Annotated in this window: 18 protein-coding genes and 1 pseudogene; 7 read left to right on the top strand and 12 right to left on the bottom strand. The window is 70.7% G+C overall.

What is annotated here, in order from left to right:
- A partial coding sequence (locus KUTG_RS43425; RefSeq protein WP_198047506.1) for a S53 family peptidase occupies nucleotides 1-1558 on the bottom strand: 1558 nt, incomplete at its 3' end.
- Between the two features lie 82 nt (nucleotides 1559-1640).
- On the opposite strand from KUTG_RS43425, the gene KUTG_RS43420 reads away from it, so the two are divergent.
- Together KUTG_RS43420 and KUTG_RS59700 are read left to right on the top strand one after the other, a co-directional pair.
- On the top strand, nucleotides 1641-2153 hold the full coding sequence (locus KUTG_RS43420) for an NUDIX hydrolase (RefSeq protein WP_043725480.1): 513 nt from the start codon (nucleotides 1641-1643) through the stop codon (nucleotides 2151-2153).
- Nucleotides 2154-2213: 60 nt separating this feature from the next.
- Complete coding sequence (locus KUTG_RS59700) at nucleotides 2214-2777, top strand: hypothetical protein (RefSeq protein ID WP_157495202.1); 564 nt, start codon at nucleotides 2214-2216, stop codon at nucleotides 2775-2777.
- 147 nt (nucleotides 2778-2924) lie between these two features.
- Here the strand turns inward: KUTG_RS59700 and KUTG_RS43410 are convergent, their stop codons facing one another.
- The 4 genes from KUTG_RS43410 to arc all read right to left on the bottom strand — a co-directional run bounded on the left by KUTG_RS43410 (nucleotide 2925) and on the right by arc (nucleotide 8108).
- Complete coding sequence (locus tag KUTG_RS43410) at nucleotides 2925-4145, bottom strand: NAD(P)/FAD-dependent oxidoreductase (protein ID WP_043725476.1); 1221 nt, start codon at nucleotides 4143-4145, stop codon at nucleotides 2925-2927.
- Between the two features lie 274 nt (nucleotides 4146-4419).
- Complete coding sequence (locus tag KUTG_RS43405) at nucleotides 4420-5094, bottom strand: hypothetical protein (protein ID WP_043725474.1); 675 nt, start codon at nucleotides 5092-5094, stop codon at nucleotides 4420-4422.
- 79 nt (nucleotides 5095-5173) lie between these two features.
- Entirely contained in the window at nucleotides 5174-6100 is a 927-nt protein-coding gene (locus KUTG_RS43400) for an aldo/keto reductase (RefSeq protein WP_043725471.1), read from the bottom strand.
- 214 nt (nucleotides 6101-6314) lie between these two features.
- A complete protein-coding gene (arc, locus tag KUTG_RS43395; RefSeq protein ID WP_043725468.1) occupies nucleotides 6315-8108 on the bottom strand; it encodes a proteasome ATPase in 1794 nt (597 codons plus the stop codon).
- A 329-nt stretch (nucleotides 8109-8437) separates the two neighbouring features.
- On the opposite strand from arc, the gene KUTG_RS43390 reads away from it, so the two are divergent.
- Both KUTG_RS43390 and KUTG_RS43385 read left to right on the top strand, forming a co-directional pair.
- Nucleotides 8438-9190, top strand: coding sequence for an Rv0361 family membrane protein (locus KUTG_RS43390; protein WP_043725467.1), 753 nt, complete (start codon nucleotides 8438-8440; stop codon nucleotides 9188-9190).
- 11 nt (nucleotides 9191-9201) lie between these two features.
- Nucleotides 9202-9672 carry a hypothetical protein gene (locus tag KUTG_RS43385; protein ID WP_043725464.1) on the top strand — a complete coding sequence of 157 codons (471 nt, stop codon included), beginning with the start codon at nucleotides 9202-9204 and terminating at the stop codon, nucleotides 9670-9672.
- Here KUTG_RS43385 and KUTG_RS43380 read toward each other — a convergent pair.
- The gene (locus KUTG_RS43380) at nucleotides 9669-10517 is read right to left on the bottom strand and encodes a tRNA (adenine-N1)-methyltransferase (RefSeq protein ID WP_043725463.1); all 849 of its coding nucleotides are present in this window, start codon (nucleotides 10515-10517) and stop codon (nucleotides 9669-9671) included. The genes KUTG_RS43385 and KUTG_RS43380 overlap by 4 nt on opposite strands.
- Before the next feature lie 163 nt (nucleotides 10518-10680).
- A pseudogene (locus tag KUTG_RS43375) lies at nucleotides 10681-11822 on the bottom strand (site-2 protease family protein).
- A 243-nt stretch (nucleotides 11823-12065) separates the two neighbouring features.
- Between KUTG_RS43375 and KUTG_RS43370 the strand changes: the two are divergent.
- Entirely contained in the window at nucleotides 12066-12911 is an 846-nt protein-coding gene (locus KUTG_RS43370; protein ID WP_052396092.1) for a RecB family exonuclease, read from the top strand.
- Between the two features lie 61 nt (nucleotides 12912-12972).
- Nucleotides 12973-13338 carry an STAS domain-containing protein gene (locus tag KUTG_RS43365; RefSeq protein WP_043725460.1) on the top strand — a complete coding sequence of 122 codons (366 nt, stop codon included), beginning with the start codon at nucleotides 12973-12975 and terminating at the stop codon, nucleotides 13336-13338.
- Here KUTG_RS43365 and KUTG_RS54690 read toward each other — a convergent pair.
- The 5 genes from KUTG_RS54690 to KUTG_RS43340 are packed head-to-tail and all read right to left on the bottom strand — an operon-like array spanning nucleotide 13335 to nucleotide 16227.
- The gene (locus tag KUTG_RS54690; RefSeq protein ID WP_084580481.1) at nucleotides 13335-13886 is read right to left on the bottom strand and encodes a class I SAM-dependent methyltransferase; all 552 of its coding nucleotides are present in this window, start codon (nucleotides 13884-13886) and stop codon (nucleotides 13335-13337) included. The genes KUTG_RS43365 and KUTG_RS54690 overlap by 4 nt on opposite strands.
- Nucleotides 13879-14793 carry an AEC family transporter gene (locus tag KUTG_RS43355; RefSeq protein WP_043725457.1) on the bottom strand — a complete coding sequence of 305 codons (915 nt, stop codon included), beginning with the start codon at nucleotides 14791-14793 and terminating at the stop codon, nucleotides 13879-13881. The genes KUTG_RS54690 and KUTG_RS43355 overlap by 8 nt, the downstream gene beginning before the upstream one ends.
- Nucleotides 14794-14818: 25 nt before the next feature.
- Entirely contained in the window at nucleotides 14819-15664 is an 846-nt protein-coding gene (gene hisG, locus KUTG_RS43350; protein ID WP_043725454.1) for an ATP phosphoribosyltransferase, read from the bottom strand.
- Nucleotides 15665-15684: 20 nt separating this feature from the next.
- Nucleotides 15685-15948 carry a phosphoribosyl-ATP diphosphatase gene (locus KUTG_RS43345; RefSeq protein WP_043725451.1) on the bottom strand — a complete coding sequence of 88 codons (264 nt, stop codon included), beginning with the start codon at nucleotides 15946-15948 and terminating at the stop codon, nucleotides 15685-15687.
- Between the two features lie 36 nt (nucleotides 15949-15984).
- A complete protein-coding gene (locus tag KUTG_RS43340) occupies nucleotides 15985-16227 on the bottom strand; it encodes a holin (RefSeq protein WP_043725449.1) in 243 nt (80 codons plus the stop codon).
- 150 nt (nucleotides 16228-16377) lie between these two features.
- Here KUTG_RS43340 and KUTG_RS43335 point away from each other — a divergent pair, with 150 nt between their 5' ends.
- A complete protein-coding gene (locus KUTG_RS43335) occupies nucleotides 16378-17415 on the top strand; it encodes an NAD(P)-binding domain-containing protein (protein ID WP_369794578.1) in 1038 nt (345 codons plus the stop codon).
- Nucleotides 17416-17418: the final 3 nt, after the last annotated feature.

Here is a 17418-nt window from a genome sequence, read left to right as displayed (position 1 = left end):
CGGTCACCCGGTCGTAGCCCTTGGTCGCCGTGAAGGCGCCGTTGCTGCCGCTGGTGATGTCGTGCAGCGCCGCCGTGCCGGCCAGCTTGTACAGCGCCGGGTTGGCGAAGCCGAGGTTCGGCTTGCCGGCCGCCGCCGCCAGCTGGTTGTACAGCGCCGTGAAGCCCGCCCACTGCGGCGCGGCCGCGCTCGTGCCGCCGACGACGCCGAACTGGCCCTTGCTGAACACCGCCAGGCCCGTCGCCGGGTCCGCGTCCGCGGCGATGTCCGGCACCATGCGGACCTGGCTGCCCAGGTTGGCCTGGTAGTCCGGGGCCGCGAACAGCTTCGAGTTGCCGCCGCCCGAGCCGTCCCAGCCCGTCTCGCTGGTGCGGGCGTTGTTGGCGCCCACCACCAGGTGCGTGCCGCCGGTGCCGGTGACGAACGGGTCGCTGGCCGGGAAGTCGACGCTGGTGCCGCCGTTGCCGATGTCGTCGGAGCCGCTGTCGCCCGAGGCCGCGAACAGGCTCTGGCCCTGCGCCGCGGCCTGCTTGTACAGGGTGTCCTGGGCCTGGAGGTCAGCCTGCGTGCCGGCCTCCTCCGGGCCGCCCCAGCTGATCGACACGACCGGGATCTTGCTGTTCACGACGGCCGCGTACGTGTCGATCACGCCGCGGCTGCTGTTCGGGCCCTCGAAGATGGTCTGCTGGGCCTTCGGCGCGACCGCCTGGATCGCCTCGATGTCCAGCTCCACCTCGGTCTGGCCCTCGCCCAGCGCCACACCGCCGTCGACCGTCTTGACCAGCGGCTTCGGCGGCGTGAGGCCGAACTGCTGGTCGTAGGCGTCGATGTTCTGCTGCTGGAAGGCATCCAGCTCGAACACCGCCACCTGCTGACCCGCACCCGTGGCGTTGACGCCCTTGATGTCGTACGCCCCGTTGAGGTTCGCGGGCGTCACGCCGCGAACCGCCCGCTGCTTCAGCGGCGGGTGCGTCAGCTTGCGGTGGTTGTCCAGGCCCGCGACGTCGCTGACCGCGGAGGCCAGGTTGCCGGGCAAGCTCAGGGCCGTGTCGTTGGCGTAGTAGTCCTGGCCCGTCTTGGCGTCGCGGCGGGTCGACAGCTTGCTGCCGAACGTCTGCTCCATCGCCGAGGCCGGCCCGCTGGCGTCCACGATCAGGCGGTTCGCGGCCACCGAGTCGACCTTCAGGCCCTTCGACTTCAGGTAGGTCGTGACCTGGTCCACCTGGTTCTGGGAGGCCCCGTACCTGGCCGCGAACTGCTCCGGCGTCAGGTACTGGCCGTATCTCGGCGAGCGGGGGTCGCTCACCTGCTTGACGAACGCGTCCAGGTCCTTGGAGTTCGACGGCGCCATGCTCACCGCGACCGACAGCTGCTTGTCCGCCGGCACGTCGCCCGTGCGGGTCGACTGGGCCAGCTTGGGCAGCACCGTGCCGGTCAGGGTCACTCTGGGCTGCAGGGCGACGGGATCGGCGTTCGCGGCCTGCATGACGGCCGCACAGGTCCCCAGAACAGCGATGGGCGCGAGTACCGCCACCGCCACCTTGATGCTCTTCTTCACCATCGGCTCCTCGATCCGGCAGGGTCCCGGTCGAATACGCCGCACTTCCGGTCACGGTTCACTGACGTGCGAAAATCGCCCCGTGGCCGCCGACGAGCTGATCGCCCTGTACTCCCCCGACGGCGCCGTCGTCGGCTCCGTGACCCGGGCCCGCATGCGCGCCGAGGGCCTCTGGCACGCCGCCAGCGCGATCATGGTGCTGTCCGGCGACCGCTCCCGGATCTATGTCCACCGCCGCAGCCCCGACAAGGATGTGTTCCCCGGCCTGCGCGATGCCGGCGTCGGCGGCGTGGTGGACGCCGGCGAGGACCCCGCCGACGGCGCCCGCCGGGAACTGGCCGAGGAGCTCGGCATCACCGGCGCGCCGCTGACCTTCCTGTACCGCTTCACCTTCGACCAGCCCCCCGTGCGCTGCCACAACTTCGTGTACGAGACGACGTGGGACGGCCCGATCACCCACCAGCCCGAGGAGATCGTCTCCGGCGAGTGGATGCCCCTGGCCGAGGCCGCCGCGCTGTTGCGGGACCCGTCGACCGACTTCGTCCCCGACGGCCGCGCCATCGCCCTGGAATGGCTCCGCCACCACCACGACTGATCCACCCACAGCAGCTTCCGCACCCCGCCCGGATCCTCGTGCGGCGCCTCGATCCGGCGCTTGAGCTCGAACCCCCAGGCCCGCAGCTCCTCTTCGACCCGGTCGTCGCCTTTGTCCACCGTGTACGGCCCGATGATCAGCCGGTCCCGCACGTCCTTGAGCAGCCTCGTCACGAAGTCCCTCTGTCGCCGCGCCGGCACGTACTCCAGCCCAGTCCGCACGAAGTCGTACCGCCGCGGCGGCCGCCAGGTCAGCGCGTTCCCGTGGTGGATCCGCTCCGCCCACCCCGGCAGTCTCGTCCGGGCCAGCTCCACGAACTCCGGCACGATGTCCACCCCGTGCGGCTCCACGTCCAGGCCCTTCTCCTGCGCCCAGATCGCCACGCACTCCATGAGATACCCGTTGGCACAGCCCACATCCAGGAAGGTCCCGCCCCGATCGATCGCCTCCGTGACCACCTTCCTCGTCCGCGCCCAGTCCTGTTCGCTCCCCGACTTCCCCGACTGCTCCCACGGCGTCTTCGCCGTCAGGTACGGCACCCGCAGCAGCCCCGCCATCGCCTCGTGCCACCCCCGCTGGTCGATCGCCCCGGCGGCCAACGCCGCATCGATCGCCGCGATCTGACGCCACCCCAGATCCCACATGGCTCCCCCTAGTCACACGGGTTGCGATCTCACCACGCGGCATATCCCCCACCCCCGTTGTTCGCCGCCGACCACGATCGGGCACCTGCCGTTGTTCGGCAAGCGCCCGACGAGGCCGTGCAACGAATCAGGCGATGGGGGTGGCGGTGTCGGCCAACCGGTCGGCGTCGACGGCCCGGCGGCTGCGGATCAGCTCCTGCACCGGGCCGATCCCGTCGTCCCACTGGTTGACGTGCATGCCGGCGACGACCTGGTCGCCGGCCAGCCAGAAGGCGTAGAAGGCCTGACCCTCGACATCGCCACGGGTGACGACGCGATCGTATCCGCCGGGCGCGAACCAGCCGGCGAACTCCATGCCGAGGTCGTACTGGTCGGTGAAGAAATAGGGCAGCTGGTCGTACACGACGTCCTGGCCCAGCATCGCTTTCGCGGCGGCGGGGCCGGAATCGACGGCGTTCTGCCAGTGCTCGACGCGAATGCGCTGGCCATAGCGAGAACTGGGCACGCTGGCGATGTCGCCGGCGGCGAACACGTCGATGTCGGAGGTGCGCAGCGCGGAGTCGACCACGACGCCGCCGTTCTCGACGGTGAGCCCGGAATCCTCGGCCAGTTCGGAGTTGGGCCGCGCGCCGACGCCGACGACGATGACGTCGGCGGGGATCTCCCCGGCGTCGGTGGCGACACCGGAAACCTTGCCGGCGCCGACAAAGCCCGTGACGCCGACGCCGAGGCGCAGCTCGACGCCCTGCCGCCGGTGCACGTCAGCGAAGACGGCGCCCATCTCCGGGCCGAGCGCCGCGTGCAGCGGCGTCTCCGCCGGCTCGACGACGGTCACTGTGCAGCCGGCCTTTCGGGCCGCGGCGGCGGTCTCCAGCCCGATCCAGCCGGCGCCGACCACCACGACCCGCCCGCCGTTGGCGAAGGCCTCGCGCAGGTCGTCGGACTGCTCGAACCGGCGCAGGTAGTGCACGCCGGTGAGGTCGTTGCCCTCCACCCTGAGCCGCCGGGGCGAGGACCCGGTGGCCAGCAACAGCTTCGTGTAGCCGATGCTCTCGCCGCCGGCCAGCTCCACCGCGTGCCCCTCACGGTCCAGCCGGGACACCCGGCGGCCGGTGAGCAGCTCGACGTGGTTGTCGCCGTACCAGCCCAGCGAGTGCAGGAACACGCTGTCGCGGTCCTGGTCGCCCAGCAGGTAGCCCTTGGACAGCGGCGGCCGGTCGTACGGCCGTTCCTGCTCGGCGCCGATCAGCACGATCCGACCGTCGAAGCCCTCCGCACGCAATGTCTCCGCTGCCTTGGCGCCGGCCATGCCGGCGCCCACGATCACGTGCGTCTGCTCGCTGGACATCCTTGTCACTCCCGTCGCAGAACCGCTGATTCCCCCGTTCTACAACCCCCACGCAACCCCTGCGCGTTGTTCACGGCTCGTTGTTCGGATGACTTCCGGCGACACCGAACAACACGCACCCGGTAGACAGGAGGTGGGCGGCAACCGGCCACGAGGGGGGACCGGTTGCCCCCGCCGGGAACGCTAGTCCTGCGGCCCGGCGTCTTCGATCACCGCGCACCCCGGACAGGTGCGCGGCGGTCGAGGACTCGGCCCGACGGCGGCGAGCCGGACGTCAGTCCGTGGCCGCGAGGCGGGCGGCGGCCGGGACGGCGATGTCCTTGAGCAGGGTCTGGGCCTTGGTCTCCGTGGTGGTGACGATCTGGGCCCGGGCCAGCAGATGTCCCTTGGCCAGCAGCAGGGTGCAGCTGATCTGGCTGCCCGTCTCGCACCAGCTGTAGCTGGCGTCGACGCCGGTCGGGGCCTTGGCGAGGACGAACTTGGTGGCCTGGGAGCACGTCAAGGCGGCCTTGGCCGCGGCCAACACCTGCGCGGCGGTGGTTGTCTTGGGGTAGGCGGCCACGTACTCGGTCAGCGTCGTCACGGAGCTCGCGCCGACCCACCCGGTCTGCGCGCCGGCAACGGCCGCCGCGGGCTTGCTCAGCGAGGCGCCGCAGACGGGCAGCGAGGCCAGCACGGTCGACTTCTGGGGCACGCTGGGGTGGAACCCGATGTCCAGCACGGAGGCGTCGGTCATCAGGCCGGCGGTGAGCTGCGCGGCCATGACCGCGGTGTCGGCCGTCGTGGTCGTCGGCCTGGCCGCGGTGGTCGTGTGGGTGGTGCTCGGCGCGGCGGTCGACGTGGTGGTGGCCACGGGGTCCTGGGTGGCGTAGTGCCGCAGGTCGTTGGGCTTGCCTGAACAGGACGCCGTCAGCACGAGAATGCCGACGACCACGTACGCGCGACGCAACGCGTTGCCCCCTCCGGGATTCGTCTCAAGGAATCACCCGAGGGTAGTAGTCGGCGATCAACGCCCCGCGCGCGACCGGTCAGTTCCAGGCCAGTTCGGCCCGACGACCCCAGTAGCGGCCGGGTTCGACGGCCAGATGGGCGAGCGTGTTCGGACCGGGCAGGGTGACGCGGGCGGCGGCGAGGTTGGCCCGGAGCTGCGCCGGACTGGCCGCCCCGAGCAGCACGGTGTCGGCCCACGGCTGCGCCAGCGCGGCCGCCAGCGCGACGGCGTCCGCCCCGACGCCGGCCCCTTCGGCAATGCCCAGGAGCTCGGCCGGCGGCTCGACCGCCAACCGCCCGTTGGCCAACGCCTCCTTCACCAGCACATGCAGGCCGGCCTCGTGCGCCTCCGCCAGCGCGGGCCCGGCCGAGGTCTCCAGCACGTTCCACGTCGACTGCACGGTGCTGAACAACGGCCGCCCGTGCACGGTCAGGGCCGTGGCCCGCCGGATGGTCTCGGCCTGTGCCGGCCCGGTGGTGGAGAACCCGATGCGGATGCCGCGGTCGGTCAGTTCGAACAGGCTCTGCTGCAACAGCGGATCGTTGAACAACGGGCTGTCGGCGGTCAGGGAATGCACCTGGTACACCGAGAGCCAGCCGCCCAGCAGCTCCTCGGTCTCGGCCCACTGCTGCTCGAACCGGGCCAGGCTGTGCTCCTTGACCTCGTGCACGGGCGCGTCCGGCCGCCAGTCGGCCACGTAGGCGTAGCCCCACTTGCTGGACACCACGACGTCCTCGTGCCCGCGGTCGGCCAGCCAGCCGGCCAGGAACTCCTCGGCCCGCCCGTACGAGCGGGCGGCGTCCACCCAGCGGATGCCGGCGGCGTAGGACTCGTCCAGGACCTTCCACGCGGCGGCCCGCATCGCCGGCACGCTCCTCACGCCGGGTAGCGCGCCCTGCCGGCCCAGGTTGATGTACGCGGGCCGGCCGAGCGCGGCCAGTCCCAGACCGAGTCGTTCGAGCACGTCTCCCCCTTCCACCGCGGTTGACGGCAAGACGCTATCCGGGCGACACGGCTTTCGCACGACAGCACGAGTGAATGACCACGCAGAGTGGTGATCGGGCCTATTTGAGGATTTACCCAATGGTTACGAAAACCGGCCCGGACATTCCCCCGAAAGAGTCACGAACGGCCCGGGTCCGAAGACCCGGGCCGTTCTATGAAATTGCAGGGCGTACTTACAGGTACTGCCCCGTGTTGCTGGCCGTGTCGATGGCCCGGCCCGACTCCTGGTTCTTGCCGGTGACCAGGGTGCGGATGTACACGATCCGCTCGCCCTTCTTGCCCGAGATGCGGGCCCAGTCGTCCGGGTTGGTGGTGTTGGGCAGGTCCTCGTTCTCGGCGAACTCGTCCACGATGGCGTCGATCAGGTGCTGCACCCGCAGGCCCGGCTCGCGGGTCTCCAGGACGGCCTTGATCGCGGCCTTCTTGGCCCGGTCGACGATGTTCTGGATCATCGCGCCCGAGTTGAAGTCCTTGAAGTACAGGACCTCCTTGTCCCCGTTGGCGTAGGTGACCTCCAGGAACCGGTTCTCGTCGGACTCGTCGTACATCCGCTCGACCGTGTGCTGGATCATCGCGTTGATGCAGCGCTTGGCGTCGCCGGCGAACTCGGCCAGGTCGTCGGTGTGGATGGGCAGCGTCTCGTTGAGGTACTTCGAGAAGATGTCCTTGGCCGCCTCGGCGTCCGGACGCTCGATCTTGATCTTCACGTCGAGCCGCCCCGGCCGCAGGATGGCCGGGTCGATCATGTCCTCGCGGTTGGAGGCGCCGATCACGATGACGTTCTCCAGGCCCTCGACGCCGTCGATCTCGGCCAGCAGCTGCGGCACGATCGTGGTCTCGACGTCGGAGGACACGCCCGAGCCGCGGGTGCGGAAGATCGAGTCCATCTCGTCGAAGAACACGATCACCGGGGTGCCCTCGGAGGCCTTCTCGCGAGCCCGCTGGAAGATCAGGCGGATGTGCCGCTCGGTCTCGCCGACGAACTTGTTGAGCAGCTCGGGGCCCTTGATGTTGAGGAAGTACGACTTGGCCTGGCCGTCGTCGTCGCCCCGCGCCGCCGCGACCTGCTTGGCCAGGGAGTTGGCCACGGCCTTGGCGATCAGGGTCTTGCCGCAGCCGGGAGGGCCGTACAGCAGCACGCCCTTGGGCGGGCGCAACTGGTACTCGTGGAACAGCTCGGCGTGCAGGAAGGGCATCTCCACGGCGTCGCGGATGGCCTCGATCTGCCGGAACAGGCCGCCGATGTCGCGGTAGTCGACGTCCGGCACCTCCTCCAGCACGAGGTCCTCGACCTCCGCCTTGGGCACCCGCTCGTAGGCGTAGCCGGCCTTGGAGTCCACCAGCAGCGAGTCGCCCGGCTTGAGCGGGGAGTCGACCAGCGGGTCGGCCAGCCACACCACGCGCTCCTCGTCGGCATGGCCGACGACCAGCGCGCGGGCGCCGCCCGTCTCGTAGTCGCTGAGCAACTCACGCAGGATGCACACCTCGCCGGTGCGCTCGAAGCCGCCGGTCTCCACGACCGTCAGCGCCTCGTTCAGCCGGACCGACTGGCCCAGCTTGAGGGTCCCGCCGTCAACCGCGGGGGACACCGCCACACGCATACGACGGCCGGCGGTGAACACGTCCACCGTTCCGTCCTCGTATCCGGCCAGGTAGACGCCGTAGCCGCTGGGCGGCTGGGCGAGCCGGTCCACCTCCTCGCGGAGGGCGAGAAGCTGGCTGCGTGCCTCTCGGAGGGTGTCGACCAGCTTGGTGTTGCGCTCGGTCAGCTGGCTCACCCGCTCGGACGCCTCCGCGAGGCGCTGTTCGAGCAACCGGACGTGTCGTGGGGACTCCGTCAACTTGCGCCGCAGCAGTGCGATCTCGTCCTCGAGGAACCTGATCTGCGCGGACAATTCGGCGCCACTCGCACCGTGGTTCAGCTCGCCACCCTCATCGGGCTGGCTGCCGGGACGGTCGGTCGACATATCGGCACCCTCCTCCCGCTCTACGTCTTCCCACGGTACCGGCGATCACTGACAAGTGAGAGGACCTCTGGCCGCGTGCTGGTCGCGAAACGGCCACGAAACGCCCGCTCGGCCGGATGAACTACTCCATACCGGTGTCAGGGGGAACCTCCCAACCGCTACCGTGCGTCTCAGGCACCGGAAGTGCCGTGGTTACGGCAGTGTCCACGCCTGCCGCGTGAACATCCACCCCAAGGCGACAACCGTCCCGTGGAGTGGACACCTGGGCATACCCACGGCGTCACACAGGGCAAACAAGGCCAGGCCCACGAGTTCGGGGAGATTCAGCAGTGACGTATCCGCCGCCACCTTCGGATCCGTACGGCCAGCAGCAGTACCCGCCGCCCCCTCCGCCGCAACCGGGCTACGGCCAGCAGTACCCGCCGCCGAACCCCTACCCCCAGCAGCAGCTGTACGGCCGGCCGTATCCTCCGCCACAGCAGCCGCCGTACGGACAATTCGGGCAGCCGTATCCGGGCGGGATGCCGCCCCAGCCGCCGCCGCGGTCGAACAGCTCCCGGACGATCCTCATCGTGCTGGGCGTGGTTGTCGTCGTCGGCCTGGGTCTCGGCGGCATCGTGTGGTTCAACAACGCGAACGCCCCTCGGGACACCACCGCGTCGGTCGGCACCAGCACCACCCGCACGCCGGCCCCGACCACCAGCCACAGCTCGCCGACGACCTCCCGGACGAAGAGCACCGGCAGCGGTTCCGGAAGCTCGGGAGGCTCCGCGTCGAGCGACGCGAAGACCGTGGCCGACAGCTTCATCGCGGCCGTCAACAACCGCGACGCCGACGCCGCCACGCGGCTCGTGTGCCCGGCCGACCGGGACGAGTACGCCAAGACCGCGGCGTCCCCGCACTCGGTGTTCGACCCGGCCACCAACTCCCACATGGAGCTGACCAGCCTGTCCCAGACCGACAGCACGCACGCCGCCGCGAACGTGCACACCGAGGGCACCCTGAACGGCGAGCACCGGAGCCAGGACGCCACGGTCGTCATCAGCAAGCAGTCCGGCGGCTGGTTCGTGTGCAACAGCTAGGGTGATCAACCGTGAGCTTCCAGCAGCCACCGTTCGACTCGTCCACCGTCCGCCGGGCCACCGCGCGGCGCAAGGACGCCTGGATCATCGGCGGCACGGCGGTCGGCGTGCTGGCCATGCTCGGCCTCGGCGCCTGGGCGGTCGTGGCGATCACCAGCACCCGCGGCCAGCAGCCCCAGAGCCAGGGCGGCGGCTCCCAGGCCGCCGGCCCCGTGGACCCGCTGGCGGCCGCCGCGGCCCAGCAGTTCACCGACGCCTTGGCCGACGACGACGTGGCGGCGGCCAAGCTGGTCGTCTGCTCGTCGGAGAACCCGCAGGCCGCCGGCGTGAAGGTGCCCTACGAGGTCCGCAAGCTCGTGGTGAACGGCTCCACCGGCACGGTGACGCTGGTCAAGCACCCGCAGCAGGGTCAGGACGTGGATGTGCCGGCCGTCCGGCTGGTCAAGCAGGACGGCGCCTGGAAGGTCTGCGGGACGCCCTAGTTGTTGCCGGTGGACGTCGGCCGGCGCTGCGGCCGCGGCGTCACGACGCCGTCGGCCAGGCGGCGGGCCGTGAGCAGGAACGCGGTGTGCGCGATCATCCGGTGCTCGGGGCGGACCGCCAGGCCCACCACGTGCCACGGGCGCATCATCGTTTCCCACGACTCCGGCTCGGTCCAGCACTGCTGCTCGCGCAGCGCCTCCGTGACCCGGGACAGCTGCGTCGTCGTCGCCACGTACACGACGAGCACGCCGCCGGGGATCATCGCCGCCCGGACCGTCTCCAGCACGTCCCACGGCGCCAGCATGTCCAGAATGGCCCGGTCGACCTCGCCGCCCTCAGCCGCCGACGGGTGCTCGTTCAGGTCGGACACCGTCAGCGACCAGTTGTCCGGCGACTTGCCGAAGAACTGCTCCACGTTGCGGATCGCGTGGTCGGCGTGGTCCTGCCGCACCTCGTACGAGATGACCTTGCCCTGGTCCCCCACCGCGCGCAGCAGCGAGCAGGTCAGCGCCCCCGAGCCCGCCCCGGCCTCCAGCACGCGGGCGCCGGGGAAGATGTCGCCCCACATGACGATCTGGGCCGCGTCCTTGGGGTAGATCACCTGAGCCCCGCGTGGCATCGACAGCACGTAGTCCGGCAGCAGCGGCCGCATCGCCAGGTACGACGTGTTGGCCGCGGACGTGATCAGCGAGCCCTCCGGCTTGCCGATCAGGTCGTCATGGGCCAGCGCGCCCCGGTGCGTGTGGTACTCCTTGCCGGGTTCGAGGACGATCGTGTAGTGCCGACCCTTCGAGTCGGTCAACTGCACACGGTCTCCGGCCTGGAAAGGCCCACTCACACTCACTTGCTGTGTTCCTTTCGCCGCGTTCCGCGGCGGGCGGATCCGCCTCTAAGCCGGCGTCTTCCCTTGCACGATGACGATCGATGGAAAGACTCGATCGCCATCGTGCCGCGGTCCAGACGCCGGCGCGGATCCGCGGGCTGCCGGCGGATTGATTCTGGGCCTATCATCTCAAGCCCGTTTGGGTCCATAAAAAAAAAAACCTGAGATCCTCCCGGCGCAAAAAGAACGCCGGCCTGCCCTCCTGTCCACCAAAAAGAAATGCCAGGCCGCTGTCGTCAAACCAAGCTCCGCGATCTGTCCGGCGGCTCCGAGTCCAGCAACACCGTCTCGGGCCGGATCGGCTCCGCCGCCGACTCGGCCGGCGTCAGCGGCGAGCGCTCGGCGATGCGGCGGGCGGCGTCCTCGTCCAGCAGGCCGGCGGCCACACCGTCGGCGCGGACCAGCACCACGCCCCGGCCCGCCGCCGCCGCCAGCGCATCGGCCACCGGGCTCTCCGCCGGCAGCTGCAACACCGGCCGCACCAGGTCGTTGAGGCTCACGCCCTCGGGCCAGCTGCGCTGCATCTCCGAGACCAGCTCACTGCGTGCCCCGGCGACCACGAACCAGGCCGTCACCGCGCAGACGCCCAGCCACAGCCATCGGTCGTTGGAGCCCTGCACGATGCGCAGCAGGGCCCACAGCACCAGCAGGCCGGCCACGATGCCGCCGCCGACCACCGCCGTGCGGGTGCCCGTGCCGCGCTTGCCGGTCAGGCCCCAGACCGCCGCTCGCAGCATGCGCCCGCCGTCCAGCGGCAGGCCCGGCAGCAGGTTGAACACCGCCACCGCCGCGTTGGGCCAGCGTCGTCTCCAGCAGCAGCAGCCAGATCGGGCCGCCCTGCGGCACCACGAACAGCGTTGCCCCGAACACCAGCGCCAACACGATCGACACCGCCGGCCCCGCCGCCGCGACCATGCCCTCCTGGGCCGGCTTGGCCGGCGAGCGACCCACCTCCGAGATACCGCCCAGCAGGAACAGCCTCAGCCTCCGGACCGGCAGGCCGTACCGCAGAGCCACGACGCAGTGGCCCAGCTCGTGGGCCAGCACCGACGCCCCCAGCAGCAGCGCGAAGCTGGCCGCCAGGACCAGCGCCGCCGCCGTGCCGATGCCCGGCATGAGCTGGCCGACCATCGGCGTGTACAGCGCCGTGACCACGATCGAGCCGATCCACCAGGACGGCGCCAGCAGCACCGGCACGTTCCGCACCCGGAACAGGCGAAGGCCACCATCGGGATCGCCCGGACGGATCCAACTGGTGGTGGCCACACCAGCAGGGTAGGGCCTCACGTGTGGGGCCGCCGTGACGACATCTCAATGCCAACATTCGGGTGGCTTTCCTGCCAGCCAGAAAGTGCGGGGCCGTGCCGGTCTCTGGAGCCGCGGGCGGCGAAAATCGCGTCTTTTCAGCGATTTTCGCCGACAAGGCGAAGAGACCGGATCAGAGCGGCCTCGCCCCGCCCGGAACGGGCGGCATCAACACTGTCAGACCGGCTGGGTAGCGTTTCTGTCATGGAGAAGGTGGTGCGCAGGCCGGCGCTGTCCCCGTCGCGGGCCAGCGATTTCAAGCAGTGCCCGCTGCTCTACCGGTTCCGGGCGGTGGACCGGCTGCCGGAGAAGCCGACCAAGGCGCAGATCCGGGGCACGGTGGTGCACTCGGTGCTGGAGCGCCTGTTCGGGCTGCCGGCCGGCGAACGGGTGCCGGACACGGCCAAGGAGCTGCTCGGGCCGGCCTGGCGGGACCTGCTGGCCGAGCGGGCGGAGCTGGCCGACCTGTTCGGGCAGGAGGAGGAGCTCACCGAGTGGCTGGCCTCGGCCGAGGGCATGCTGACCAGCTATTTCGGCCTGGAGGACCCGCGGCGGCTGGAGCCGGAGGCGTGCGAGCTGCTGGTGGAGGCCGAGCTGCCCTCGGGCATGCTGCTGCGCGGCTACATCGACCGCCTGGACGTGGCGCCGACCGGCGAGATCCGGGTCGTCGACTACAAGACGGGGGCCGCGCCGCGGGAGATCGGCGAGGCCAAGGCCATGTTCCAGATGAAGTTCTACGCGCTGGTGCTGTGGCGGCTGCGCGGCGTGGTGCCGCGGCAGCTGCTGCTGATGTACCTGTCGGACCGCCAGAACCTGGCCTATCAGCCCGACGAGGCCGAGCTGAGGCGATTCGAGCGCACGCTGGAGGCGATCTGGAACGCCATTCTCAAGGCCGGCAAGACCGGTGATTTCCGGCCCAACCGCAGCCGCCTGTGCGACTGGTGCGACCACAAGGCGCTGTGCCCGGAGTTCGGCGGCACGCCGCCGCCCTACCCCGGCTGGCCGGAGCCGGACCCCGGGGTGGAGACCGCGCTGGACCGAGCGGACTAGGCTGTCGTTCACCCGACCCGCACGCCCGGTCACTCCAGGTGGTCGAGCGAAGGGAGCGCGCATGTCCGTCGAGGACTTCGACCTGATCACGGTCCGCACCGAGCCCGCCGGCGACGCCGTCGTCGTGCACGTCAGCGGCGAGCTCGACCTGTCGACCGCCGACGTCGCCGAGGCGGAGCTGGGCCAGGCCGTCGGCAGCGGAGCGCCGGCGGTGATCGTGGACCTGGACCGGGTGAGCTTCCTCGGCTCGACCGGTCTGCGCGTGCTGCTGACGGCACGGGACCGGGCCAACGACTCCGGCGTCGACCTGCGCCTGGTCGGCGGCCACCGGGTGGTGCTGCGTCCGCTCCAGGTCAGCGGCCTGATGCCGGCGTTCCAGGTGCACGCCACGATCCCGGACGCCATCGCCGCGCTGGCGGCTGTCTAAGCGGTCTGGGTCGTCGCCACGACGGTGGCGGTGAGCAGGGACGCGTGCCAGGTCGGCTCGCGGAAGCCGACGGCCGTGAGCAGCCGGTCGGCGCTGCCGCGGGTCCGCGCCCGGTGCCGCAACCACGCCGACGGTCCCAGTAGCGGCGAGAACGCGTCGCTGAGCACGAGGGTGCCGCCGGGTACCAGCATGCGGGCGCATTCGGCCAGGCCCTGGCGCTGGTCGTGCCAGTGGTCGAACGACGCGGTGCTGACCACCAGGTCGAAGCCACCGTCGGCGAACGGCAGGTGCTCGGCGAAGGCGTTGCCGTAGCGGATGCGCGGGTCGAGGCCCGTCGCCGCCGAGGCGGCCTTCACGACCTCGGCCGCGGCGTCGATGCCGACCAGGGCCTCGGCCTGCGGCGCCCGCCGGGCCAGTAGTCGAAGCAGCGTGCCGGGCCCGCAGCCGACGTCGAGGATCCGACGTGGTGCGGGCACCGCCGCCAGCGCGATGTCCAGGGTGTGCTCGATCGTGTTCCCGGGCATGGCCGGGATCGTTGCACTAGGCATGCATGAACACTGTGACGCCGGACAGGGTGATCATGGACAGCACGGTGGACAGCAGCACGGCGTTGCGCGGCAACCGCGTGTCCAGGGCGTACTGGTGGGCGTAGACGAACACGTTCTGCGCGGTCGGCAGCGCGGAGCACAGCACCACGGCAAGCAGCAGGTGCCCGTCCAGGCCGAGCGCCTCGCCGGCGAGAAACGCGACCAGCGGCTGCGCGACGGCCTTGAGCAGCACGGTCACCCACAGCTCCCGCCGGTTAGCGGGTTCGCGCTGCTCACGGCTGTGCAGGGACATGCCCAGCACGAGCAGGGCGATCGGCAACGCCGCGGTGCCGAGCTGCGTCAACGGACCGTTCACCAGGTCCGGTAGGCGCCAGCCGAGGGCGCTGACCACGACGCCGAGCGCGGACGCGGCGATGATCGGGTTTCGCACCGGGAGCGTGAGCATCTCCCGCCAGCGATTGCCCGCCTTGGCGGAGACGTCCAGTTCGACCAGGGTGAGCACGACCGGCGTCACCAGCAGCACCTGGAACAGCAGCACCGTGACGATGAACGAGGCGTCGCCGAGCACGGAGATCGCCACCGGAACGCCCAGGTTGGCCGAGTTGACGTAGCAGGCGGCCATCGCGCCGATCGACTGCTCGGCCAGGCTCCGGCCGAACAGCCAGCGGCTGGCCGCCAGCGCGCCGACGCCGACGACCAGGGTGCCGATGGCGAACACGGCGATGGCCGGCGTCAGCAGCCGGGACACCGGCGTCCTGCTCAACGTCGTGAACAGGACCGCCGGCATCGCCACGTGGAACACCAGCCGGCCCAGCACCAGCTCGGCGCGGTCGCCGAGCACGCCGGACCGGGCGACGAGATAGCCGAGCACGGTCAGCGCCCAGATGGGCACGAACGCGGTCAGCACCCCCGTGTGCTCGGAGCCGGCAGGATCACAGTCGGCACGAGCGGATGTCGGAGGCCAGGATCGCCTTCGCGCCCAGCGCCGACAGCTCGTCCATGATCTGGTTGGCGTCCTTGCGGGACACCATCGCCCGCACCGCGTTCCAGTTCTCGTCGGCCAGCGGCGCGACCGTCGGCGACTCCAGGCCCGGCGTGGTCTTGAGCGCCTGCTCCAGCAGCGCCTTCGGGCAGTCGTAGTCCAGCATCAGGTACTGCTGGGCCAGCACCACGCCGCGCAGCCGGGCAGTGAGCTGCGCCTTGGCCGGCGTGAGCTCCGAGCCCTCGCGCTGCACCAGGATCGCCTCGGACTTGCAGATCACGTCGCCGAAGGCCACCAGGTTGTGCTGGCGCAGCGTGCGGCCGGAGCCGACCACGTCGGCAATGACGTCGGCCACGCCCAGCTGCACCGAGATCTCGACCGCGCCGTCGAGCCGGATCACGTCGGCCTCGATGCCGCGCCGGCTCAGGTCGTCCACGACCAGCCGCGGGTAGGCCGTGGCCAGCCGCATGCCCTGCAGGTCCTCGACCTTCCAGTCCCGGCCGGCCGGGCCGGCGTAGCGGAAGTTCGAGCCGCCGAAGCCCAGCTCCAGCGTGGGCTCGACGCCCGCGCCGGAGTCCCGGGCCAGGTCGAGGCCGGTGATGCCCAGGTCCAGCTGGCCGGACCCGACGTAGATGGCGATGTCCTTGGGCCGCAGGAAGAAGAACTCGACGTCGTTGGCCAGGTCGAGCACGGTGAGGTCGCGCTGCTCATGGCGTCCCCGGTAGCCCGCCTCGGCCAGCATCTCGGCGGACTTCTCGGCAAGGGCGCCCTTGTTGGGCACCGCGACGCGCAGCATCTGCTTACTCCCGTTGTCGCTCATAGGTGGCGGTAGACGTCGTCGAGGGTCAGGTCGCGGCCCAGCATCAACACCTGGACGCGGTAGAGCAACTGGGATATCTCCTCGGCCAGCCGCTCGTCGGACTCATGCTCGGCCGCGATCCACACCTCGCCGGCCTCCTCCAGGACCTTCTTGCCCTGGGCATGGATGCCGTCGTCCAGCGCCGCCACCGTGCCCGAACCGGCCGGGCGGTCCTTCTTGCGGTCGGTCAGCTCCGCGAACAGCTCGTCGAACGTCTTCACGGGGGCTGATCCTCCCATCACGGGCCCGGCCGCCGCCTACCTGGGGGTGGCCTCACGCTGCGGCGGGAGCAGGCTCGGGCTGCCGGGTTTGCCCAGCGGGGCGGACCCGACCGACGTCAGCACGGACAGCAGCGCGGCCATGCCGGCGGTGGACAGCGACGTGGTCCACGCAGCGTTCAGCAAACCGACGCTTCCCGCTCCGAGAACAGCAACCAGGGTTTGGCAGAACGTTTTCATCGCCCGTTCGAGGGTGCACTGCCAGAAGGTCATGGTGAACATTTCGGTCTCCCCTCCTCGCTGTCCATGAGCCGTGGCCGTCGGCGCTGATACGGCCCGGTGTGAGCAAACCGACAGGCGGCGCGGAAGCACCCGATTGCCGCAGCGGTTGGCAAGGGTGTGGCCGTTGACGCGCGAGAAATCGACGCAGTGGTGATCGGAGCCGGTCAGGCGGGGCTGTCGGCCAGCTACTTCCTGCGCCACTACGGCGTCGAGCACGTCGTGTTGGACGGGGCTCCAGGCCCTGGTGGGGCGTGGCAGCACCGGTGGCCGTCGCTGCGTCTGGGGAAGGTCCACGGCATCCACGACCTGCCGGACATGCCACTGGGCAAGCCCGACGCGTCGCGGCCGGCGTCGGAGGTCGTGTCCGAGTACTTCGAGGCCTTCGAGCTGCGGAATTCGGTGCCGGTGAAACGACCGGTCCGGGTGATGGCCGTCCGGGAGAACGGCGATGGCCGGCTCCTTGTTGTCACCGATAAGGGTGAATGGGTGGCCCGGGCCGTGGTCAACGCGACCGGGACCTGGGAGCGGCCGTTCTGGCCGCACTACCCCGGGCAGGCGTCGTTCGCGGGCCGTCAGCTGCACACGTTCGACTACAACGGCCCGGAGGAGATGACCGGCAAGCGCGTGGTCGTGGTCGGCGGCGGGGCCTCGGCGACTCAGGCACTCGCCGAGATCTCCCTGGTCGGGGCCTCAACGACGTGGGTGACGCGGCAGCCGCCGATCTGGCGTGAGGGACCGTTCAAGGAGCAGGACGGCCGGGCCGCCGTGGCCCTGGTCGACGAGCGCGTACGGGCCGGGCTGCCACCCGTCAGCGTGGTCGGCGTGACCGGATTGGGTGTGACCCCCGACGTCGCCGAGGCACGGGCCCGCGGTGTGATGGAGCGGCTGCCGATGTTCGACCGGGTCGTGCCCGACGGCGTGACCTGGGACGACGGCCGGCACGTGAGGGCCGATGTGATCCTCTGGGCCACCGGATTCCGCGCTGCCCTCGACCACCTTCGGCCGCTGCACCTTCGTGCCCCCGGCGGTGGCATTCTCATGGACGGCACCCGCGTCGTCCTGGATCCTCGGGTTCACCTGGTCGGGTACGGTCCGTCGGCTAGTACGGTGGGGGCGACGAGGGCAGGACGTGCGGCGGCCCGGGAAGTCCGGGACCTGCTGGCCAAGCGGGCTGTGAGCGCCGCCTGAGGA

It is taken from the genome of Kutzneria sp. 744, from assembly GCF_000568255.1.
Lineage (GTDB): Bacteria > Actinomycetota > Actinomycetes > Mycobacteriales > Pseudonocardiaceae > Kutzneria.
The sequence above is the reverse complement of the archived record's forward strand: the minus strand, read 5'-3'. Positions and strand labels throughout refer to the sequence as shown.

Excerpts from the sequence above, each read along its gene's own strand:
- KUTG_RS43410 (WP_043725476.1), bottom strand. The coding sequence starts at position 4,145 with ATGTCCAGCGAGCAGACGCACGTGATCGTGGGCGCCGGCATGGCCGGC.
- arc (WP_043725468.1), bottom strand. The coding sequence starts at position 8,108 with ATGTCGACCGACCGTCCCGGCAGCCAGCCCGATGAGGGTGGCGAGCTG.
- KUTG_RS43370 (WP_052396092.1), top strand. The coding sequence starts at position 12,066 with ATGGAGAAGGTGGTGCGCAGGCCGGCGCTGTCCCCGTCGCGGGCCAGC.
- KUTG_RS43365 (WP_043725460.1), top strand. The coding sequence starts at position 12,973 with ATGTCCGTCGAGGACTTCGACCTGATCACGGTCCGCACCGAGCCCGCC.
- KUTG_RS54690 (WP_084580481.1), bottom strand. The coding sequence starts at position 13,886 with ATGCCTAGTGCAACGATCCCGGCCATGCCCGGGAACACGATCGAGCAC.
- hisG (WP_043725454.1), bottom strand. The coding sequence starts at position 15,664 with ATGCTGCGCGTCGCGGTGCCCAACAAGGGCGCCCTTGCCGAGAAGTCC.
- KUTG_RS43340 (WP_043725449.1), bottom strand. The coding sequence starts at position 16,227 with ATGTTCACCATGACCTTCTGGCAGTGCACCCTCGAACGGGCGATGAAA.